This window comes from Streptomyces sp. NBC_01390, assembly GCF_045040105.1.
In the GTDB taxonomy this organism is placed as follows: Bacteria; Actinomycetota; Actinomycetes; order Streptomycetales; family Streptomycetaceae; genus Streptomyces.
Window position 1 is genome coordinate 809,275 of the sequence record NZ_CP109551.1, and the last position, 20,456, is coordinate 829,730.

General features: G+C 70.6%; 22 protein-coding genes. 7 read left to right on the forward strand and 15 right to left on the reverse strand.

All coding sequences use genetic code 11. From position 1 onward, the window contains the following. Nucleotides 1–3 precede the first annotated feature (3 nt). Nucleotides 4–1,062, reverse strand: a complete 1,059-nt coding sequence (locus tag OG241_RS03410; RefSeq protein WP_405813578.1) for an NUDIX domain-containing protein — start codon at nucleotides 1,060–1,062, stop codon at nucleotides 4–6. A 142-nt stretch (nucleotides 1,063–1,204) separates the two neighbouring features. Beyond that, nucleotides 1,205–1,408 carry a hypothetical protein gene (locus tag OG241_RS03415; RefSeq protein ID WP_405813579.1) on the reverse strand — a complete coding sequence of 68 codons (204 nt, stop codon included), beginning with the start codon at nucleotides 1,406–1,408 and terminating at the stop codon, nucleotides 1,205–1,207. Between the two features lie 118 nt (nucleotides 1,409–1,526). On the opposite strand from OG241_RS03415, the gene OG241_RS03420 reads away from it, so the two are divergent. Continuing rightward, nucleotides 1,527–1,961, forward strand: coding sequence for an ester cyclase (locus tag OG241_RS03420; protein WP_405813580.1), 435 nt, complete (start codon nucleotides 1,527–1,529; stop codon nucleotides 1,959–1,961). A 117-nt stretch (nucleotides 1,962–2,078) separates the two neighbouring features. Here the strand turns inward: OG241_RS03420 and OG241_RS03425 are convergent, their stop codons facing one another. Next, entirely contained in the window at nucleotides 2,079–3,035 is a 957-nt protein-coding gene (locus tag OG241_RS03425; protein WP_405813581.1) for an ROK family protein, read from the reverse strand. A 220-nt stretch (nucleotides 3,036–3,255) separates the two neighbouring features. Here OG241_RS03425 and OG241_RS03430 point away from each other — a divergent pair, with 220 nt between their 5' ends. Beyond that, nucleotides 3,256–4,320: a LacI family DNA-binding transcriptional regulator gene (locus OG241_RS03430; RefSeq protein ID WP_405813582.1), complete on the forward strand. Its 1,065-nt coding sequence runs from the start codon at nucleotides 3,256–3,258 to the stop codon at nucleotides 4,318–4,320. A gap of 27 nt (nucleotides 4,321–4,347) precedes the next feature. On the opposite strand, the gene OG241_RS03435 is transcribed toward OG241_RS03430, so the two are convergent. Beyond that, nucleotides 4,348–6,390: a serine/threonine-protein kinase gene (locus OG241_RS03435; RefSeq protein WP_405826023.1), complete on the reverse strand. Its 2,043-nt coding sequence runs from the start codon at nucleotides 6,388–6,390 to the stop codon at nucleotides 4,348–4,350. A 95-nt stretch (nucleotides 6,391–6,485) separates the two neighbouring features. Continuing rightward, nucleotides 6,486–7,793 (reverse strand): DUF6986 family protein, encoded by a 1,308-nt coding sequence (locus OG241_RS03440; RefSeq protein ID WP_405813584.1) that lies wholly within the window; start codon nucleotides 7,791–7,793, stop codon nucleotides 6,486–6,488. Between the two features lie 191 nt (nucleotides 7,794–7,984). Between OG241_RS03440 and OG241_RS03445 the strand changes: the two genes are divergently transcribed. Beyond that, a complete protein-coding gene (locus OG241_RS03445) occupies nucleotides 7,985–8,890 on the forward strand; it encodes an endonuclease/exonuclease/phosphatase family protein (RefSeq protein WP_405813585.1) in 906 nt (301 codons plus the stop codon). Between the two features lie 68 nt (nucleotides 8,891–8,958). Here the strand turns inward: OG241_RS03445 and OG241_RS03450 are convergent, their stop codons facing one another. From OG241_RS03450 to OG241_RS03465, 4 genes are all read right to left on the reverse strand, one after another. Continuing rightward, nucleotides 8,959–9,921 (reverse strand): electron transfer flavoprotein subunit alpha/FixB family protein, encoded by a 963-nt coding sequence (locus OG241_RS03450; protein WP_405813587.1) that lies wholly within the window; start codon nucleotides 9,919–9,921, stop codon nucleotides 8,959–8,961. Between the two features lie 77 nt (nucleotides 9,922–9,998). Further along, nucleotides 9,999–10,784 (reverse strand): electron transfer flavoprotein subunit beta/FixA family protein, encoded by a 786-nt coding sequence (locus tag OG241_RS03455; protein WP_405813588.1) that lies wholly within the window; start codon nucleotides 10,782–10,784, stop codon nucleotides 9,999–10,001. A gap of 244 nt (nucleotides 10,785–11,028) precedes the next feature. Then, nucleotides 11,029–11,547: a flavin reductase family protein gene (locus OG241_RS03460; RefSeq protein WP_405813590.1), complete on the reverse strand. Its 519-nt coding sequence runs from the start codon at nucleotides 11,545–11,547 to the stop codon at nucleotides 11,029–11,031. A gap of 232 nt (nucleotides 11,548–11,779) precedes the next feature. Then, on the reverse strand, nucleotides 11,780–12,193 hold the full coding sequence (locus OG241_RS03465; protein WP_405813591.1) for a thioredoxin family protein: 414 nt from the start codon (nucleotides 12,191–12,193) through the stop codon (nucleotides 11,780–11,782). 76 nt (nucleotides 12,194–12,269) lie between these two features. Between OG241_RS03465 and OG241_RS03470 the strand changes: the two genes are divergently transcribed. Together OG241_RS03470 and OG241_RS03475 are read left to right on the forward strand one after the other, a co-directional pair. Then, entirely contained in the window at nucleotides 12,270–12,686 is a 417-nt protein-coding gene (locus OG241_RS03470) for a DUF4395 domain-containing protein (RefSeq protein ID WP_405813592.1), read from the forward strand. 214 nt (nucleotides 12,687–12,900) lie between these two features. Then, nucleotides 12,901–13,629: a lysophospholipid acyltransferase family protein gene (locus tag OG241_RS03475; protein WP_405813593.1), complete on the forward strand. Its 729-nt coding sequence runs from the start codon at nucleotides 12,901–12,903 to the stop codon at nucleotides 13,627–13,629. A gap of 104 nt (nucleotides 13,630–13,733) precedes the next feature. On the opposite strand, the gene OG241_RS03480 is transcribed toward OG241_RS03475, so the two are convergent. From OG241_RS03480 to OG241_RS03500, 5 genes are all read right to left on the reverse strand, one after another. Continuing rightward, the gene (locus OG241_RS03480; RefSeq protein ID WP_405813594.1) at nucleotides 13,734–14,426 is read right to left on the reverse strand and encodes a B3/4 domain-containing protein; all 693 of its coding nucleotides are present in this window, start codon (nucleotides 14,424–14,426) and stop codon (nucleotides 13,734–13,736) included. Between the two features lie 8 nt (nucleotides 14,427–14,434). Continuing rightward, nucleotides 14,435–15,028, reverse strand: coding sequence for a transglutaminase domain-containing protein (locus OG241_RS03485; protein WP_405813595.1), 594 nt, complete (start codon nucleotides 15,026–15,028; stop codon nucleotides 14,435–14,437). Nucleotides 15,029–15,129: 101 nt separating this feature from the next. Next, nucleotides 15,130–16,200 carry a threonine aldolase family protein gene (locus tag OG241_RS03490; RefSeq protein WP_405813596.1) on the reverse strand — a complete coding sequence of 357 codons (1,071 nt, stop codon included), beginning with the start codon at nucleotides 16,198–16,200 and terminating at the stop codon, nucleotides 15,130–15,132. Beyond that, nucleotides 16,197–16,952: an SDR family NAD(P)-dependent oxidoreductase gene (locus tag OG241_RS03495; protein ID WP_405813597.1), complete on the reverse strand. Its 756-nt coding sequence runs from the start codon at nucleotides 16,950–16,952 to the stop codon at nucleotides 16,197–16,199. Before OG241_RS03495 ends, OG241_RS03490 begins: the two co-directional genes overlap by 4 nt. Before the next feature lie 41 nt (nucleotides 16,953–16,993). After that, entirely contained in the window at nucleotides 16,994–18,391 is a 1,398-nt protein-coding gene (locus tag OG241_RS03500) for a DUF6421 family protein (RefSeq protein WP_405813598.1), read from the reverse strand. A 288-nt stretch (nucleotides 18,392–18,679) separates the two neighbouring features. Here OG241_RS03500 and OG241_RS03505 point away from each other — a divergent pair, with 288 nt between their 5' ends. Further along, nucleotides 18,680–19,363: a glycerophosphodiester phosphodiesterase gene (locus tag OG241_RS03505; protein ID WP_405813599.1), complete on the forward strand. Its 684-nt coding sequence runs from the start codon at nucleotides 18,680–18,682 to the stop codon at nucleotides 19,361–19,363. A gap of 16 nt (nucleotides 19,364–19,379) precedes the next feature. On the opposite strand, the gene OG241_RS03510 is transcribed toward OG241_RS03505, so the two are convergent. Next, a complete protein-coding gene (locus tag OG241_RS03510) occupies nucleotides 19,380–19,919 on the reverse strand; it encodes a GNAT family N-acetyltransferase (RefSeq protein ID WP_405813601.1) in 540 nt (179 codons plus the stop codon). 109 nt (nucleotides 19,920–20,028) lie between these two features. On the opposite strand from OG241_RS03510, the gene OG241_RS03515 reads away from it, so the two are divergent. Further along, nucleotides 20,029–20,421 (forward strand): VOC family protein, encoded by a 393-nt coding sequence (locus OG241_RS03515; RefSeq protein WP_405813602.1) that lies wholly within the window; start codon nucleotides 20,029–20,031, stop codon nucleotides 20,419–20,421. The last annotated feature ends 35 nt before the right edge of the window (nucleotides 20,422–20,456 follow it).

Sequence of the window (20,456 nt, forward strand, 5' to 3'; positions counted from 1 at the left end):
CGCCTACTCCGCCTCGGCCTCTCCCACCGCCACCCCCGCCTCCAGATAGAGCGCGGCGCCCCGCTCGCGGGCCCGGAGCGCCCCGCGCAGGCGCTCGTAGCGGACGGGCGGGAGCAGGTCGGCGGCCTCCTCCTCGGTGACGAAGCGCCAGTCGCGCAGTTCGGGGCCGGGCAGCAGCACCCGCCCGGCCCGGGCGCTGTCGAGCCGTCCGCCGTCGAAAAGGAGACGCAGTCCGCCGTAGCGGGGCGGCTCGGGCGGCTCCCAGTCGATGACGAGGAGCCGGGGTACGTCGGTGAGGTGGATGCCCGTCTCCTCGGCGACCTCGCGGATGCCCGCGCGCGCGGGAGCCTCGCCCCGCTCGACGACGCCGCCGGGAAACTCCCAGCCCGGCTTGTAGGTGGGGTCGACGAGCAGGACCCGATCCTGGTCGTCGAACAGCAGGACCCCGGAAGCCACCGTTTCGCCGGTGGGTTCCGGGGTCTGCACGATGTCGCACGTGGGCGCGGTCCCGGTGCCGACGGCCTCGGCGATTCGTACGGCCGTCTCGTACGGGGTGAGGGCGCTGGTGTCGACCGGATGGGCGTCGGCGGTGAGCCAGGAGGCGAGCGCCGTCCGGTACGACTCGATCTGGTCGTACGACCATTGCCGTACGCGTATCTCTCCGTCCGGGAGGTCCGGTGGGATCTCCCGGGTGGCTATTCGCTCGCGCAGGATCGTTTCCGCCGGGGCGAGGAGCACATGCCGGACCGCGATCCGGCGGGCGGCGAGGCCACCGAAGATCTCGTCGCGGTACTCCTGGCGAAGGAGCGTCATGGGGACCACGAGGGTGCCGCCGAGCTCGGCGAGCATGGCGGCCGCAGTGTCCACGACGAGCCGCCGCCAGATCGGCAGATCCTGGAAGTCACCGACCTCCGCGAGTCGCTTGGGCGGCAGCAACTGCGCGAGTGCCCCGCCGATGACCTCGGGGTCGAAGAGCGTGCTGTTCGGGATCAGTTCGTTCAGTTCCCGTGCGGTGGCCGTCTTCCCCGCACCGAACGCGCCGTTGACCCAGACGACGATCACATTTCCCCCTCTTCTGTTGGACCCCTGAGGCTTGCCCGTTCCACCCTGCCACGGAAACCAGATTCGGATGAGGGCGCAAACACGGCGGCGCCGATGCCCCGTCACACGGGCCACCGGCGCCACTTGGACCACTTCCGGCTCGTCAGCCGTTGGTGCTGTCGCCTCCCAGCGCGTTCTCGTCCACGGCCATGCTGTCGCTCGCGACGGTGTGGTCGAGGGCGCTGAGCGTGTCGTCCACGTTCAGATCACCGAGGGCGTCGGCGCCGAGGCCGTGGGAGGGGGTGATCGCCGCGACGACGAACCCGGTGGCGAGGGAGGCGATGGCGAGCATGCTGCGCTTCTTCATGCCCGGCTCAACTGCCGAACCGGGGTGGGGGTCACGGGGTTCGCGCACCGTGTCACATTCCCGGCGCCCGCGCCGTCCTACTGCCGAGGCACCATCCGCGGACCAGAGGAGCGACCGCATGCCGGCAGCCGGGGCCACCAGCAACACAACGACCCTCAACCGTCTCCACTCCGCCGTGAACAGCGGCGACCCGGACATCATCGCCAAGGCCATCGACGAGCTCGTCGCACCGGACCTGCTCTTCCACGCGCCGGTACCGATGGGCGCGACGGGACCCGCGGCACTCAAGCGCGTGTGGGAAACACTCCTGCGCGCGTTCCCCGACATCCACGTCTCCGTCGAGGAGACGGTCGCGGAAGGCGACAAGGTCGTCTCCAGGAACACGGTGACCGGGACCCACCTGGGCGAGTACCAGGGGTTGCCGCCCACGGGACGGACCGTCACCTACGGCGAGATCTTCATCTGCCGGTTCGCCGAGGGACGGATCACCGAGATCCGGGGCGTCGTCGACGTCCTCACCCAACTGCGCCAGCTCGGCGCCCTCCCGGGCTGACGTCGCCCGGGACGACAGAACCTCCGGGCGGAGCCGGGTTTCGACACGCGGCGCCATGAAGTCCCCCGTGGGCGTCGCTTCACCGGTTCGCGCCCGAACCCGGCGATCAGCCGCCCCTCAGACGCTCGCCTCGGCCGTGTCGTCCGCTCTGCGCGTCAGCGCTGCCGCTGCCGCGCCGACGAGGCCCGCGTCCGTGCCCATCTGTGCCGGGACGATCTCCAGACGCTGGACGAACGACAGCGTGGCGTAGGTCTTCAGCGCCGCACGCAGGGGCGCGAAAAGAACGTCACCGGCCTTCCCCACACCGCCGCCGATCACGGCGACGTCGATCTCCACGAGGGTCGCCGTGGCGGCGATGCCTGCCGCGAGCGCCTGGGCGGCGCGCTCGAAGGAGGCAAGGGCGACCGGGTCGCCGGCCCGCGCCGCCTCGGCGACCGCGGCGGCCGAGATGTCGCCGTCGGGGCCCGGCTGCCAGCCGTTCGCCAGGGCGCGGCGAGCGATGTTGGGACCGCTGGCGATGCGCTCCACACAGCCGCGGGAGCCGCAGGCACAGGGTTCACCGTCGAGTTCCACGCTGATGTGCCCGATGTGGCCGGCGTTGCCGGTGGGTCCGGGGTGCAGCCGGCCGTTGAGGACCAGGCCGCCGCCGACGCCGGTCGAGACGACCATGCACAGCGCGTTGTCGTGGCCGCGGGCGGCGCCCTGCCAGTGCTCGGCCGCCGTGATCGCCACACCGTCGCCGATCAGTTCGACGGGCAGGCCGCCGGTCACGGCCTGGACTCGTGCGACCAGCGGATAGCCGCGCCAGCCAGGCACGTTCACCGGGCTCACCGTGCCCGCCGAGGCGTCCACCGGCCCCGCGCTGCCGATACCGACGGCGGTCACACCCACCCACGACGGCGAGCCGGTCAGCTCGGCGAGCACCTCCTCGACGGCCCGCATGACCGTCTCCCCGTCCTCCCGGGCGGGCGTGGGGCGCTGAGCGCGCAGCAGGATCCGGCCGTGGCCGTCCACCAGCGCTCCGGCGATCTTGGTACCGCCGATGTCGAGCGCGGCCACGAGGTCGGTGTGCATCAGTGTCAGATCTCCCTGTCAACCATGGATAAGGGGCAGGCCGGTCTGATGGTGGGGGCGCAGGCCGGAGTTGGCGTGGACAGTGTCCCCTGCACCTGACAACGTTGTCCAGGCCCTATGCTCGACGCCACATCCTCATACACAACCTGGGACGACGCATCCCCCGCGCGCAACATGGTCCGGAGTATCGCAATGGATCACCGTGGACCGCCGACATCCCGTGGACGACAGGACAGGACAGCGCATCGTGGCCGACACCGCCCGCCGCCCGGAGAACCGCTACGGCAACCGTCCGACCATGAAGGACGTGGCCGCCCGTGCCGGGGTCGGGCTGAAGACGGTCTCGCGTGTCGTCAACGCGGAACCGGGGGTCACCCCGGAGACCGAGCGCCGCGTGCAGGAGGCCATCGACGCCCTGGGGTTCCGCCGCAACGACAGCGCGAGAGTGCTCCGCAAGGGCAGTACGGCGAGCATCGGCCTCGTCCTGGAGGACCTCGCCGACCCGTTCTACGGCCCCCTGAGCCGAGCTGTCGAGGAGCTCGCCCGAGCGCACGGCGCCCTGCTGATCAACGGGTCGAGCGCCGAGGACCCGGACCGGGAGCAGGAGCTGGTGCTGGCGCTGTGCGCGCGGCGCGTGGACGGGCTGGTGATCATTCCGGCCGGTGACGACCACCGTTATCTGGAGCCGGAGCTGAAGGCGGGCGTCGCCACGGTGTTCGTGGACCGGCCGGCCGGGAAGATCGACGCCGACGTCGTCCTGTCGGACAGTTTCGGCGGCGCCCGTGACGGCGTGGCCCACCTGATCGCGCACGGCCACCGCAGGATCGGCTTCATCGGTGACATGCCCCGCATCCACACCTCCGCCGAGCGGCTTCGCGGCTACCGCGCCGCGATGGAGGACGCGGGGATACCGGTCGAGGACTCGTGGATGTCGCTCGGCGTCACCGACCCGGAGCGGGTGCGCCGCGCGGCCGAGGAGATGCTCTCCGCTCCGACCCCGGTGACGGCGGTCTTCGCCGGCAACAACCGGGTGACGGTCACCGTCGTCCGGGTCCTCACGGAGCAGCGCCGCCCCGTCGCTCTCGTGGGCTTCGACGACTTCGAACTCGCCGACCTGCTCCAGCCGGGCGTGACCGTGGTCGCCCAGGACGCGGCTCAGCTGGGCCGTACGGCCGCCGAGCGGCTCTTCCGCCAGCTGGACGGCACCCTGCTCTCCCCGGAGCGCATCGAACTCCCGACCCGTCTGATCACCCGGGGTTCGGGGGAACTGCCCCCGGTGGACTGAGCCGGGCCCGCGCCGGGGACCCCGGGCTCAGCAGACCGGGAGTCCGGGTACCGGGGCGTCGTTGTCGCCGCCCTTGAGGTAGACGACGCTGACGTAGACACCGGCGTTGCCGCTGTCGTCGTCGGTCTTCGCCCACCAGACGTTGGTCCACTGGCCGTAGGTCTCGCGCCGGCCCAGATTCTGTTGGCAGTAGAAGTAGTTGACACCCGAGTTGAGGACGCCGACCTCGGTGCCGGACTCCGTGTAGGACTTGGCGGTGCGCCAGACCGAGCAGTTGTACTTGCCGTCGCCGGCCGGCTCGCACGAGGGGTCGGGCGTGGCGGTCGCGCCACCGCTCGTACTGCTCCCGCCGGTTGTGCCGGTCCCCCCGGTCGTCCCGGTCCCGCCGCTTGTGCCCGAGCCTCCGGTCGTCCCTGTTCCGGCATCTCCGGTGGTACCGCCCGAGGCGCCGCCGGTCGTGGCGCTTCCCGAGGTCTTCGACGCGGCCGGGGTCGCGCCGCCCCCGGGCTCGGCGCCCTTTGTCCTGGTCGGCGCCGCCGGGGAGGGGGGCTTCTCGGTGCCCTTTCCGGTGGGCGTGGGATCGGAGAGGTCCACGTCGGCCCGGCCACTGCCGGTGGAGGGCGCCGGGTCACGGCTGTCCCCGGATGCGACGGGCCGGGTGCTCGCCTCGCTGTCGTCCCCGCTGTTCAGCACCGCCACGGTGACTCCGGCGGCGGCGAGGACCACGGTGACGGCCGCGGCGGCGAGCAACGCGCGTCCCCTGCGACGGGGTTGGGCGGTGGCGGGCACGGGGGTGGAGAAGGCGGTCGGCGCGGCGAGGTGGCCGGCGTCCGGTACGCCGGCGGTGTGCGGGTTCCCTGCGGGGCTGAAACCGGGCGCGGAGTACGTCATCGGCTCCGGCGGACCGAACCCGGGGGACGCCTGCTGTGCGGCCGGGGCGGCGGGTGACGCCTGCCCGGCGGGACCGAATCCCGGCGGCACCGGCGGCGCAACGGCCTCCGCCGCCGCCTTCCCTGCTGCCCTCGCCTCTTGGTCCGTACGTGTGCCGGACGCCTCGGGCAGCGCGGCCGCAGCCGCTTGTGGCGGTCGCAGGCTCGTCGTCGGCATGTCCGTCGCACCGGCCGCGGCCGACGCACTCGCCGTGGGCGTGTCCGTCGCACCGTTCGTGGCCGACGCCACCGCCTCCAGCAGGCCCCGCGCCGTCTCCGCGTCCGGGCGTTCCTCCGGCCGCTTGGCCATCAGTTGCCGCAGGACGGGGCCCAGGGCACCGGCTTGGCGGGGTTCCGGGAGGGGTTCGGCCACGATCGCGGTGAGCGTGGACCAGGTCGACGTACGGCGGAAGGGCGAGGCACCCTCGACGGCCGCGTACAGCGTGGCGCCCAGGGCCCAGATGTCGGAGGCGGGGCCGGGGTCGCCGCCCTGGGCCCGTTCGGGCGCCAAGTAGTCCAGGGAGCCCACGAGTTCGCCGCTGCGGGTGAGGTTCGTGGCCGAGCCGTCGCCCGGGTCCTCCATCGTGGCGATGCCGAAGTCCGTCAGGACGACCCGGCCCGAGGTCTCCAGCAGGATGTTGCCGGGCTTCACGTCACGGTGCAGGACGCCGACGCGGTGGGCGGCGGACAGCGCGTCCATCACCTGGGCGCCGATCCCGGCGGCCTCGCGCGGGTCGAGGGTGCCGCGCTCGCTCAGGACGTCGTCCAGGGAGCGCCCGTCCACCAGTTCCATGACGATCAGAGGGCGGCCGTCGATCTCCGCGACATCGTGCACGGCGACGACTCCGGAATGGCGTATTCGGGCCGCCGCGCGGGCCTCGCGCTGCATCCGCAGGCGCAGGGCGGCCAGTTCGGGCGCGCCGGCGTCCGTGAACGCGCGCAGCTCCTTGACCGCGACCTCACGGCCGAGCACCTCGTCGACCGCACGCCAGACGACGCCCATACCGCCGCGTCCGAGCTGGGACACGACCCGGTAGCGGCCCGCCAGCAGCCGACCGGTGCCCGCTGCCGGATCCGATACCGGTCCCACCGGCCGCTCCTCCGGATGTCCGCCCGGCTGTCCGTGCTCCCCCGAAGACACCACTGCCCCGTTCCTGTGACCCGTCCGTACGTGCCGTACAGACTACGGGGCCGGTGTGACAGCGGAATCTCGTGCCCACGGTTGTGACACGCGTGCTACCTGGGCGACGCGGTGAGGTCGGCCCGTCTCGGGCGTGCGAAGCCGTCCAGGTCGGCGCGGGTCAGGCCCTCCGTCGCCCGGGTCACCTCCGCGGTGTCGAGGGCGCCGCAGTCCAGGCCGCGGAGCAGATAGCCGCTGAGGGCCTTGGCGGTGGCGGGCTCGTCCATGACGTCCCCGCCGGCCCGGTTGGCGTAGCGGGAGAGTCGGGCGGCGGCCTGTTCGTAGCCCTCGCGGTAGAAGGCGAAGACGGCCGCGTACCGGGTCGGGATGTGCCGGGGGTGCATGTCCCAGCCCTGGTAGTAGGCGCGGGCCAGGGCGCGGCGGGTGAGGCCGTAGTGCAGGCGCCAGGCCGCGTGGACCTGCTCGGTCGGGCCGACCGGCAGGACGTTGGTGGAGCCGTCCGAGACGCGTACGCCGGTGCCCGCCGCCGCGACCTGCATGATCGCCTTGGCGTGGTCGGCGGCCGGGTGGTCGCTGGCCTGGTGTGCGGCGGAGACGCCGAGGCAGGCGCTGTAGTCGAAGGTGCCGTAGTGCAGGCCGGTGGCACGGCCCTCGGCGGCCTGGATCATCCGGGCGACCGTGGCCGTGCCGTCGGTGGCGAGGATGGACTGGCTGGTCTCGATCTGGATCTCGAAGCCGATCCGGCCGGGCGTGAGGCCGCGCGCCTTCTCGAACTCCTCCAGGAGCCTGACCATGGCGGTGACCTGCTCGGCGTAGGTCACCTTGGGCAGCGTGAGAACCAGTCCCTCGGGCAGGCCGCCGGCTTCCATCAGACCGGTGAGGAAGATGTCGAGGGTGCGGATGCCCCGGTCGCGCACCGGCGCCTCCATGCACTTCATCCGGATGCCCATGTACGGGGCGGCCGTGGCCTTCTCGTACGCCTCGGCGATCAGACGGGCCGCGCGGGCCGCCGTCTCGTCCTCCTCGGCGTCCGGGCGGGGGCCGTAGCCGTCCTCGAAGTCGACGCGCAGGTCTTCGATCGGCTCGCGCTCCAGTTTGGCGCGGACACGGTCATGGACGGATTCGGCGAGGTCGTCGGAGAGGCCGAGGACCGCGGCGAAGGAGGCGGCGTCCGGGGCGTGTTCGTCGAGGGCGGCGAGGGCCTGGTCGCCCCAGGAGCGGATGGTGTCGGCGGCGAACGCGTCCCCGGGGACGTACACGGTGTGGACGGGCTGGCGGGTGCCGGGGTCTCCGGGGTAGCGGCGCTCCAGCTCCGCGTCGACCGGGGCGAGGGAGGCACTGATCTCCTCGCTGACGGCACCCGCCAGGCTCGTCGTCACGTTTTCCTGCCGACCCTGCACCATTCCGAACCCTCCGTCTTCCGCACTACGGAATCAGTAATCCGCATAACGAAGCTAGCCGTCGATCTTCATCCGGGTCAACACCGTCTCGAAGCGGGATTGCCGATCCTTTCCCCTGGTCACTGCTGATCCCGGCGCCGTCTTCCGTATTCAGTGGGCAAGGTTCATTCTGACTCCGAAGGGGAGGGGATCGCGTGCCGAGAGAGGTCGGAGTGACGCGTCGACACGGACTCAAGTCCGTGGCGGCCGCCGCCATCGCCATGCCGCTGCTGACCACGGCGGGCTCATCGATACCCGCGGTCGCCCGCGAGCACGCGGGCACGTTGAACGTCATGACGTTCAACGTGCGCTTCGCGACCGTGGTGGACAACTCACCGCGCTGGTCCGTGCGCCGCCCGGTGATGCGGGAGCTGTTGCGTCGCGAGCGCCCGCACGTCATCGGCACCCAGGAGGGGCTCTACCAGCAGGTTCGCATGATCGAGAAGGATCTCGGCGAGCACTACGACTGGATCGGCACCGGCCGGGGCGGTGGCAGCAAGGACGAGTTCATGGCGGTCTTCTACGACACCCGAAGACTGGAGCCGCTCGAGTTCGACCACTTCTGGCTGTCCGACACCCCGTACACCATCGCCTCCAACACCTGGAAGGCGGACTGGCTGCGCATGGTGACCTGGGTGCGATTCGCCGATCTCGCCGACGGGAGGCGGGAGTTCTACGTTCTCAACACCCATCTGGACAACGTCAGCCAGTACGCCCGGGAGCGCTCCGCGGGGCTCATCGGCGAGACGATCTCCAAGTGGGACCCGTCGATGCCGGTCGTCGTCACCGGCGACTTCAACTCGGGCGCGCACGAGAACCGGGTCTACGACCTGATGCTGGACAACGGGCTCGTGGACACCTGGGACACGGCGCTCTCCCGCGGCCCCCAGTACGGGACGCTCAACTCCTACCGGCCGCCCAAGCCCGGAGGTCGGCGCATCGACTGGATCCTGACGTCACCAGGGGTGACCACCCACCGGGCGGAGATCAACACCTTCTCCGTCGACGGGATGTACGCGAGCGACCATCTGCCGGTGCAGGTCTCGCTGACCCTGGGATGAGCTGAGGCCCCCGTGACCGGCCGTGCTCAGGTGCTGCCGGTCGCGGGGGCCTCGACGGTTCAGGAGGCTCAGCCCTTGCGGGTGTTGATCTCCTCGGTGAGCTGCGGGACGACGTCGAAGAGGTCGCCGACGACGCCGTAGTCGACGAGGTCGAAGATCGGGGCCTCGGCGTCCTTGTTGACCGCCACGATCGTCTTCGAGGTCTGCATGCCGGCGCGGTGCTGGATGGCGCCGGAGATGCCGTTGGCGATGTAGAGCTGCGGCGAGACGGACTTGCCGGTCTGGCCGACCTGGTTGGTGTGCGGGTACCAGCCCGCGTCCACCGCGGCACGCGAGGCACCGACGGCCGCGCCGAGGGAGTCGGCGAGCGCCTCGATGATCGGGAAGTTCTCGGCGCCGTTGACGCCACGGCCGCCGGAGACGACGATCGCGGCCTCGGTCAGCTCCGGGCGGCCGGTCGACTCGCGCGGGGTGCGTCCGGTGACCTTGGTGCCCGTGGCCTGGGCGGAGAAGGTGACGTCGAGGGCCTCGACGGCACCGGCGGCCGGGGCGGCCTCCACAGCAGCCGAGTTCGGCTTGACCGTGATGACCGGGGTGCCCTTGGCGACCCGGGTCTTGGTGGTGAAGGACGCGGCGAACGCGGACTGCGTGGCCACCGGGCCCTCGTCGCCGGCCTCCAGGTCGACGGCGTCGGTGATGATGCCGGAGCCGATGCGCAGCGCCAGACGGGCGGCGATCTCCTTGCCCTCGGCGGAGGACGGCACCAGCACGGCGGCCGGGGACACGGCGTCGTAGGCGGCCTGGAGGGCGTCGACCTTCGGGACGACCAGGTAGTCGGCGTACTCGGAGGCCTCGTGGGTGAGGACCTTGACGGCGCCGTGCTCGGCGAGCGCTCCGGCGGTGGCGGCGGCGCCGGCACCCAGCGCGACGGCGACCGGCTCGCCGATGCGGCGGGCGAGCGTCAGCAGCTCCAGGGTGGGCTTGCGGACGGCGCCGTCCACGTGATCGACGTAGACGAGAACTTCAGCCATGGGACTTCTACTCTCCTGCTTGCGGAAGATGAGGGGCGGTCAGCGAGTCGGGGCTCGACGTGAGCCTCGAACGGGGCCTAGATGAACTTCTGGCCCGCGAGGAACTCGGCGAGCTGCTTGCCGCCCTCGCCCTCGTCCTTGACGATCGTGCCGGCCGTGCGCGCCGGGCGCTGGGTCGCGGAGTCGACCACGGAGTACGCGCCTTCCAGACCGACGTCCCCGGCCTCAAGGTCCAGGTCGGACAGGTCCCACGCCTGAACCGGCTTCTTCTTGGCGGCCATGATGCCCTTGAAGGACGGGTAACGCGCCTCACCCGACTGGTCGGTGACGGACACGACGGCCGGGAGGGAGGCCTCCAGCTGCTCGGAGGCGGAGTCGCCGTCACGGCGGCCCTTGACGACACCGTCCGCGACGGAGACCTCGGACAGCAGGGTGACCTGCGGGACACCCAGACGCTCGGCGAGCAGCGCCGGTACGACACCCATGGTGCCGTCGGTGGAGGCCATGCCGGAGATGACCAGGTCGTAGCCGGCCTTCTCGATCGCCTTGGCGAGCACCAGGGAGGTACCGATGGCGTCGGTGCCGTGCAGGTCGTCGTCCTCGACGTGGATCGCCTTGTCGGCGCCCATCGACAGGGCCTTGCGGAGCGCGTCCTTGGCGTCCTCGGGGCCGACGGTCAGGACCGTGATCTCCGCGTCGTCGGCCTCGTCGGCGATCTGCAGCGCCTGCTCGACCGCGTACTCGTCGAGCTCCGAGAGCAGACCGTCCACGTCGTCACGGTCGACGGTCAGGTCATCGGCGAAGTGCCGGTCGCCAGTGGCGTCGGGCACGTACTTCACAGTGACAACGATCCTCAAGCTCACGCCGGCTCTCCTACTGCATCGTCTGTTCCGGGCTGCCTTCCTGCAGGCAGCATAGGCGCCTCAAAGCGGCAGATCCCGATGGGGGCGACCCGCGCTCCGAACGAAATATTACTCGCCAGTACACCCACTCAGCGCCCACTGAGCAAGCGCTTTGGCGTGTGACCTTCGCAACGCAGCGTAATCGAACTCGGCTGTCCCGTGGCGTCGCCTACATCACATGCGCCGATCGGCCGATCACTGTCGGTCAGTCGCGAAGTCCATTGAAACGGCCCTGGTGGTACAGCAGCGGCCGTCCGGCACCCGCGGGGTCGCCCAGCAGGACCTCGGCCAGCACGATCCGGTGGTCCCCGGCCGGCACCCGCGCGACCGGCCGGCACACCAGCCAGGCCAGGACGCCGTCGAGGACGGGCACCCCCTCGGGACCCTCACGCCAGGCGGTGGGCGCGCCGAACCGGTCGGCGCCGCTGCGGGCGAAGGTCGCGGCCAGCTCGTGCTGGTGCTCGCCGAGTATGTGGACGCCGACATGGTCGGCCCCGGATATCGCGGGCCAGCTGGAGGCGCCGGTACTGATGCCGAACGAGACGAGCGGGGGCTCCGCGGAGACGGAGGCGAGGGAGGTGGCGGTGAACCCGACCGGACCGTCACTCCCCCGGGCGGTGATCACGGCGACACCTGCCGCGTGCTGCCGGAAGACGGAGCGCAGGAGGTCGGGAGAGGCAGGAACGGTGGACTGAGCGGTACCGAGAGCGGGCGTGGCCGTCATGGAGTTGTCCTTCTGCGGGAGGCGGTGAGCGGGTCGGCGGCTGCTCAACGGCCCGGACAGCGCGCGCTCGCGGTGCGCAGCAGGTCCACGTGGACCCGCGCGTAGAGAAGGAGTTCCGGAGGCATAGGGTCAGGCTGACGATAGATGGTGGGCGCAGTCAAGTGGCTTCCGGCATCTGGGAGATGCGTCACCGAACACACCATCAGCGGCGGTATCGGATTTCCCGGAGGCCTCAAACGGCCTCCCCCAGCGCGGCGATGACCTCTTCCTTGCGCGGCTGGCCGGTCGCCCGCCGCACGATCCGCCCGTCGGCGTCGAGCACCAGCACGGTGGGCGTCTTGAGAATGTCGAGCCTGCGTACGAGGTCCAGGTGCGCCTCCGCGTCGATCTCCACGTGGGTGACACCGGGGACGATGCCGGCCACCTCCCCGAGGACGCGGCGGGTGGCCCGGCAGGGGGCGCAGAACGCGCTGGAGAACTGGACGAGCGTCGCCCGGTCGCCGAGGCTCTCGCCCAACTCGGCGGCGCCGAGCCGCTTTCCGTCGTCTCGCACGCGCACGCGTACCTTTCCGCTCCGCCGCCGATGCAGCATTCCGAACACGCTCGACGCCGCGAGCACCGCCACACAGATCACGATTCCGGTCATCCCCGGTTGCAGCGTTCATCAGACTGCAAAGATTCCCGGCTGCTCGAACCGTTTCCGGTGCGGAATGCTGGGCTCCATGGACATCGATGTGAGAGGGCCGCGGTTCGGAGCGGCCGTGACGGCCGTCGTTCTGGCGGTCGTGCTGGTCACCGGGAGCGCGTGGCTGCTGGCCTGGCAGACGCTGGCGTTCGCGCTGGGCGCGGCCGGCGGGGTGGGACGCTCGCCGTACGGTCTGCTGTTCCGCCGGGTGATCCGGCCGCGGCTCGGCCCCCCGACGGAGTTCGAGGCTCCCGAGCCGCCGCGGTTCGCGCAGACGGTCGGACTCGTCTTCGCGGGCGTGGGACTCGCCGGGTACGCCCTGGGTGTGGAGTGGCTCGGGATCGCCGCGACGGGGGCGGCGCTGGCGGCCGCGTTCCTGAACGCCGCGTTCGGGTACTGCCTGGGATGCGAGATGTACCTGGTGGTACGGCGGGTGACGCCACGCGCGGAGTAATGGCGACATAAAGGCGATGCAGGGGAAGCGTAAAAGCACGAGGTGGATCGAGGGAGGACGTGACGAGTGTCTCGCCGATCACAGGCACGGGGACTGGCCACTCGTCCGTTCTTGGGGCACGATCTGCGCAACGCTGTAAAACCTACGGCTGCGTAACTTCCCCGCCGGGAACCCCCTTCCCCGGGCAGAACAGAGAGAAGGGTCACCCCCGTCCATGGCTGAGCTTGCCTACCGTCCCGCCATCGGTCTCGCCCGGACACTCTTCAAGGCCTGGGACCTGAAGATCGACCTCAAGGGGTCGGAGAACATCCCGCGCTCGGGTGGTGCGGTGCTGGTGAGCAACCACATCGGCTATCTGGACTTCATCTTCGACGGTCTCGCGGCCCTTCCGCAGAAGCGCCTGGTGCGCTTCATGGCGAAGGAATCGGTGTTCCGGCACAAGGTGTCCGGCCCGCTGATGCGGAACATGAAGCACATCCCGGTGGACCGCAAGAACGGCGAAGAGGCGTACGCGCACGCGCTGGACTCACTGCGCTCGGGCGAGATCGTCGGCGTCTTCCCCGAGGCCACGATCTCGCAGTCGTTCACGCTGAAGAGCTTCAAGTCCGGTGCCGCACGGATGGCCCAGGAGGCGGGCGTCCCGCTGATCCCGATGGCCGTGTGGGGCACGCAGCGCCTGTGGACCAAGGGCCACCCGCGCAATTTCAAGCGCAGCCACATCCCGATCACGATCCGGGTCGGCGAAGCCATAGAGGCCTCCCGCGACAAGTACGCGGGCGCGATCACCCGCCAGCTGCGCGAGCGTGTCAACGAGCTCCTGGAAGCCGCCCAGCGCGCCTACCCGGTCCGCCCCAAGGGCCCGGACGACACGTGGTGGATGCCGGCTCACCTCGGCGGCACGGCCCCGACCCCGGAGCAGGTCCGCGAGGCCGAGGCACGCTGAGCCCTCCGGGGGTCGGCTGGATAGGCCGTTCGTTCACTGCGGGCGCGTGGGGGCTGGGCGCGCAGTTCCCCGCGCCCCTAAAGGGCGCCCCTGCGGGGGCGGGCCTATGAGGCGGACCTGATCGTGATGCTTGAACCGGGGCTGAACTTTTCCAGTAGTTCGGCCAGTTCGGCGCCGGCGGCTTGGGACTCCTGGGTTGCCATCGGGGGGAGGCACTCCAGGAGGAAGATCGCGGACGTGGTGCGCTCGGTGAGCCGGGTGCGCGGGCCCTGGCGCCAGTTCCAGCGCCGGCAGGTCACGCCCGCGTCGTCGCACCAGACGACCTCACCCGCGTCGGGGTGCTCGACAGTCTCCTCGCCGCCCGCCACGGTCACGAAGTCCTCGGTGCCGGTGGCGCGCATGAGCCGCATCCCGCCCCGGATGTGGTCGAGGTCCTCGCCGCCGACCGGGACCAGGTGCGCCACGCTGATGGCGTTGTAGAGGTCGACCAGGACATTGATCCGGGGCAGGCCGCCATCCGCCAGAGCCCTCTTGGCGAGCGCCTCGGCCGAGTTGCGGGTGCGCGACGGCTTCGAGCCGAACGCCGTGTACGTGTCCCGCCAGGCGACCATGTGCGGGTCCTCGTGCGGGGCGCGGCCGTCCAGGCGTACGGCGAGGCGGCGGGCCGCGTCGTCCAGGAGCGCCGAACTGGCCTCGGTGCTGGGCCCGTTGACGAGTCCGTGTGCCTCGATCGCGACGTGGGTGAAACCGGGCGCGAGCGTGCGCACCTCGTCGGACACGGTCAGGGTGAGTGTCATCGCCTGCCTCAGAGTGCGGTGGGGAGCGTTTTCCAGAGATACGGCCTGTCCGGTGCGGCCTTCAGCACGCCCAGTACAGCCGGATGAGGTTCAGCGTACAGTACTGGATAGTCCACCTCATTGGACTCTGGATCGGGGATCCACGCCAGCCGCTCACCGTCGAGGGAGAACCGCGCGTCCACGCCCGCCTTGTTGCCGCGCGGATCCTGGCGATGCCAGGCGCCGTTGAACCGCACGGCGACCAGCCCGTGCACGGCGTGGCCGCTCCCGTCGTCGTGCGCGAGCCGCTGGTAGCACAGCGCCGTGGGAATGTCCTCGGCGCGCAGCAGCGCGGCCAGCGCGTGGGCCTTGGCGTGACAGATGCCGGTGCGCTGCTCCAGGACGGTCGAGGCACGCCAGGTGACCCGCAGGTCGCCGCTGTCGGCGGAGTGCGGGATGGTGTCGCGAACGAACTCGTAGGCCGCCCGCGCATAGGCATACGAGTCCACCGCATCCCTGGCGAGTTGCGCGGCGGTCTCCCGCACGAGCGGGTGATGGTGGTCGATGACCTCGTCAGCGGCAAGATACGCGGACAGGTCAGAGGTGTTCTGGATCAGCTCCATGAGCCCAGAGCATAGGAAAGCGATCACCGAACAGTCAATGACTTTTCAGGCGACCGCATACCTATGCATTATCTTCGGCCTGGGTGCTCGGGGGGAGGGCGTCAGCGCGCCATCTCCTCCTTCAGTGCCGCCACGAACGCGTCCACGTCGTCCTCGGTCGTGTCGAAGGCGCACATCCAGCGGACGTCGCCCGCCGGCTCGTCCCAGAAGTAGAAGCGGAAGCGCTTCTGCAGGCGTTCGCTCACGTCGTGCGGAAGCCGGGCGAAGACCGCGTTCGCCTGGACCGGGTAGAGGATCTCCACCCCGTGCACGGCCCGCACGCCCTCCGCCAGTCGCTGCGCCATCGCGTTGGCGTGGCGGGCGTTGCGCAGCCACAGGTCCTTGGCGAGCAGCGCCTCCAACTGCACCGACACGAACCGCATCTTGGAGGCGAGCTGCATGGACAGCTTTCGCAGATGCTTCATATGACTGACGGCGTCCTGGTTGATGACGACGACCGCCTCACCGAACAGCGCGCCGTTCTTCGTCCCGCCGAGGGAGAGGATGTCGACGCCGGCCGCGTTGGTGAACGTCCGCATCGGGACGTCGAGCGAGGCCGCCGCGTTGGCTATGCGGGAGCCGTCCAGGTGGACCTTCATGCCGTGCGCGTGGGCGTGGTCGCAGATCGCGCGGATCTCGTCCGGGGTGTAGAGGGTGCCCAGTTCCGTGCTCTGGGTGATCGAGACGACCTGCGGCATCGCACGGTGCTCGTCGTCCCAGCCGTACGCCTGCCGGTCGATCAGGTCCGGGGTCAGCTTGCCGTCGGGGGTGGGCACCGTGAGCAGCTTGAGGCCGCCCATGCGTTCGGGGGCGCCGCCCTCGTCGACGTTGATGTGCGCGCTCTCGGCGCAGATCACGGCGCCCCAGCGGTCGGTGACCGCCTGGAGCGCGACGACGTTGGCTCCGGTGCCGTTGAAGACGGGGAACGCCTCCGCCGTGGCCCCGAAGTGGCTGCGGACGATTCGCTGGAGGTTCTCCGTGTAGTCGTCCTCGCCGTACGCGACCTGGTGCCCGCCGTTGGCCAGGGCCAGGGCGGCGAGCACCTCGGGGTGGGCCCCCGCGTAGTTGTCGCTGGCGAAGCCTCGGGTCTCCGGGTCGTGATGGCGGCGCGCGTCGGTCTTCGGAGGGTTCACGGCTTCTCGGTCAGCCACAGACGTTTCCCGTTCACTTCGGCGGCGGGCCGCTCCCAGACGCCGACGACGGCCTCGGCCAGCTCCTTGACGTCCGTGAAGCCCGCGAACTTCGCGTTGGGTCGCTCGGCGCGCATCGCGTCGTGCACCAACGCCTTCACCACCAGGATCGCAGCCGCCGACGTCGGCCTGTCCCCGCCCTCCGACACCCCGGCCTTGCGGAAGAAGTCGGCCATGGCCAGCGTCCACGCCTCGGCGGCGGCCTTGGCGGCGGCGTACGCGGCGTTGCCCGCGGTGGGGTTGCTCGCGCCCGCGGCGCTGGTCAGGACGTACCGGCCGCGGTCGCTGCGCTGGAGTGCCTCGTGGAAAGCGAGGGAGGTGTGCTGGACGGTGCGGATGAGCAGCAGTTCCAGCAGGTCCCAGTCGTCGAGGACCGTCTTGGTGAAGGTCTCGCTGCCGCGCCAGCCGCCGACGAGGTGGACCAGGCCGTCGACGCGCCCGAAGTCCTTCTCGATGCGTGTGGCCCAGTCCCGGGTCGACTGCAGGTCGAGCAGGTCGACGGTGTCGCCGACGACGGTGGCGCCGCCGTGGGCGTAGCTCGCCGCGTCCACGGCCTCCGCGAGCCGCTCCGGGTCGTTGTCCGAACCGACGACCGTCGCGCCCGCCTCGGCGAGCCTGAGCAGTGTCGCGCGGCCGGCCGGGCCGCCGGCGCCGGCGACCGCGATCACCGCACCGCTGAGAGCCCCGTTCCCCATCCTCATCGCCTCCTGAGCAGTGTTTTCGGTGGCACGGTCGCTCACGCGGCGATCCGCTCGGCGCTCTCCGCGGTGATCCCCTTGGTGGAGGCGATCACGTTCTTCAGCTTCTTGGAGAGGGCCTCATAGAACATGCTCAGCGGAAACTCGTCCGGAAGCACGTCGTCCACGAGCTTGCGCGGCGGCTGGCTCAGGTCGAGGGCGTCCGGACCCTTGGCCCAGCGGGAGCCCGGGTGCGGGGCGAGGTAGCCGGCGACCAGCTCGTACGCCTTGAACCAGTGGACGAGTTTGGGCCGGTCGATGCCCTCGCGGTACAGGGTCTCGATCTCGGCGCAGAGCTGGTTGGTGACCTGCGGGGCGCGCTGCCAGTCGATGTGCAGCTTGTTGTCGGTCCAGCGGATCACGTCGTGCTGGTGCAGGTACGCGAAGAGGAGCTGGCCGCCGAGGCCGTCGTAGTTGCGGACGCGCTCGCCGGTGACCGGGAAACGGAACATCCGGTCGAAGAGCACCGCGAACTGCACGTCAAGGGCCTGCGGTACACCTTCCGTCTCCAGCTTCACGGCCTCCTTGAAGGCCGTGAGGTCGCAGCGCAGCTCCTCCAGACCGTACATCCAGAACGGCTGGCGCTGCTTGATCATGAAGGGGTCGAAGGGCAGGTCGCCGTGGCTGTGGGTGCGGTCGTGGACCATGTCCCACAGGACGAACGCCTCCTCGCAGCGCTTCTGGTCGTGGACCATCGCGGCGACGTCCTCGGGCAGCTCCAGGCCGAGGATGCCGACGGCGGCGTCGGTGACCCGGCGGAAGCGGGCGGCCTCGCGGTCGCAGAAGATACCGCCCCAGCTGAATCGTTCCGGCGCCTCGCGCACGGCGATGGTCTCCGGGAAGAGAACGGCGGAGTTGGTGTCGTACCCGGCCGTGAAGTCCTCGAAGGTGATGCCGCAGAACAACGGGTTGTCGTAGCGGGTGCGCTCCAGCTCGGCCAGCCAGTCGGGCCAGACCATGCGCAGGACGACCGCTTCGAGGTTGCGGTCGGGGTTGCCGTTCTGCGTGTACATCGGGAAGACGACCAGGTGCTGGAGGCCGTCCGCGCGGCTCGCGGCGGGCTGGAAGGCCAGCAGCGAGTCGAGGAAGTCGGGCACCCGGAAACCGCTGTCGGACCAGCGGCGCAGGTCCTTGGCGAGGGCCTGGTGGTAGGCGGCGTCGTGCGGGAGCAGCGGGGAGAGTTCCGCGACGGCGTCCACGATCCGGCGTACGGCGAGATCGGCGTCCGCGGGGTCCGGGGCGTCCTCCCGGTCGAAGTCGATCGATCCGTCCTTGGCCTGCCATGGCCGGATCTGCTCGACGGCATCCTTGAGCACGGGCCAGGCCGGGTGCTCCACCACCCTGCCGAGCGGAGAAATCCGCTGGTCCGAAATTGCCTGCACAAGAATTTCCGTCATGTCCCATCCTCCACGGGAGAACCTCTCGTCATGACACCGTATGTGTTCGAGGTTCCCGACCACAAGGCGAGACGGGAGAGATTATCCTGCGCACCCTCATGGTCACCGCATTTTTTCCTGCCTGTAACCAGGACAACGATGACTTCCCTACCCGGCGGCGGCCGGTTGACACCCGCTCCGGATCAGTCACTTCCGGCCAGCGGTTCCGGCGCGTCCGTACGGGTTCAATGCCGGTCCGGGCCGCTAGGCTGCGGCAGCCGAGCCGCCGTCGACGGAAGCGAGCTGACCTTGAACTTCCTGACCATCGGGCACCGCGGAATCATGGGCGTCGAGCCCGAGAACACCCTTCGATCGTTCGTCGCCGCCGAGCAGGCGGGCCTCGACATGATCGAACTCGATCTTCGTCTCAGCAAGGACGGCGCCCTCGTCGTCATGCACGACGCCGACGTCGACCGCACGACGGACGGCACGGGGCCCGTCGCCGAGATGACCCTCGCCGAGCTGCGCGCCCTGGACGCGGGCCGTGACGAGCGCGTCCCCGTCTTCGAAGAGGTGCTCGACGCCGTCGGCGCACCGCTCCAGGCCGAGATCAAGGACACGGCGGCGGCGCGGGCGCTGGCCGAGGTGATGGAGCGCCGCGATCTGACCGCCCGGGTCGAGGTGTCCTCGTTCCACGAGGACACGATCGCCGAGATCGCCCGGCTGGTGCCCGGAGTGCGCACGGCGCTCATCGCCGGCCGCTACGGCACCGACGTCGTGGACCGCGCCACCCGCTCCGGCGCCTCGACCGTGTGCCTCGACATCCGCCGGCTGACCCTGGAGATCGTCGAGCAGGCGAGGAAGGCGGACCTGCGGATCATCGGCTGGGTGGTGAACACCCAGGACCAGCTGCGCCTCGTACGCGCCCTGCAACTGGACGGCGCGACCACCGACTACCCGCAGATCAAGCGCACGGGCCGGTTCACCGCGTAGCTGGCGCGCCCAGGTTTCAGCCCAGTTCCTTGACCAGCAGCTCGAACTGCAGATCGGCGCGCTGCGGAATGCCGAACCGCTCGTCGCCGTACGGGAAGGGGCTCATCTCTCCCGTACGGCGGTAGCCGCGCCGCTCGTACCAGGCGATCAGGTCGTTCCGTACGGAGATCACGGTCATGTGCATCGCCCGCGCGCCCCAGGTCTCGCGCGCCGCGCGCTCCGCCTCGGCGATGATCACCTTGCCGAGGCCCGCGCCCTGGAAGGCCGGGCTGACCGCGAACATGCCGAAGTAGGCGTGGTCCCCGCGGTGTTCGAGCTGGCAGCAGGCGACCACCCGGCCGTCCATCTCGACGGTCAGCAGCCGGCTGTCGGCCGACTTGATGACGCCCCGCACGCCCTCCGGGTCGGTCCGCTGCCCTTCCAGGATGTCCGCCTCGGTGGTCCAGCCCGCACGGCTGGCGTCTCCCCGGTACGCCGACTCGATGAGCGCGACCAGAGCGTCGACGTCGGACTCGGTGGCGTCGCGGAAGGTGGGTCCGGTGGCGGTGGTGTCCATGGCGGCGGTGCTCCGGGATCTCGACTCAGGTCAGGTCTCTCCCGCCGTGGCGGCGCGGGCGCCGCTCAGACTAACGCCGATCACCGACACCCCACTAGGCTCAGGTTGCATGGTGCATGTACTGAGCAGCCGGATCCTTCTCCGTCCTCTCGACCCGGAGCGGTCGCGGGTTTTCTACGGGGAGCGGCTGGGGCTCGCCGTCCACCGCGAGTTCGGGACGGGACCGGAGCGGGGCACCGTCTACTTCCTCGGCGGAGGGTTCCTGGAGCTTTCGGGGCTGGCCGTCGAGCCCCCGTCGCCGTCCGTACGGCTGTGGTTGCAGGTGTCGGACGTGTCGGCCGCGCACGACGAGCTGGCGTCCCGGGGCGTCGAGATCCTCAGGCCGCCGGTGAAGGAGCCGTGGGGGCTCGTCGAGATGTGGGTCGCGGACCCGGACGGCACGCGGATCGTGCTGGTGGAGGTGCCGGCGGACCATCCACTGCGGTACCGGCCCGGTGTCTGAGGCCTTCGACAGGCCCTCGCCGCCCATGAGTTCGA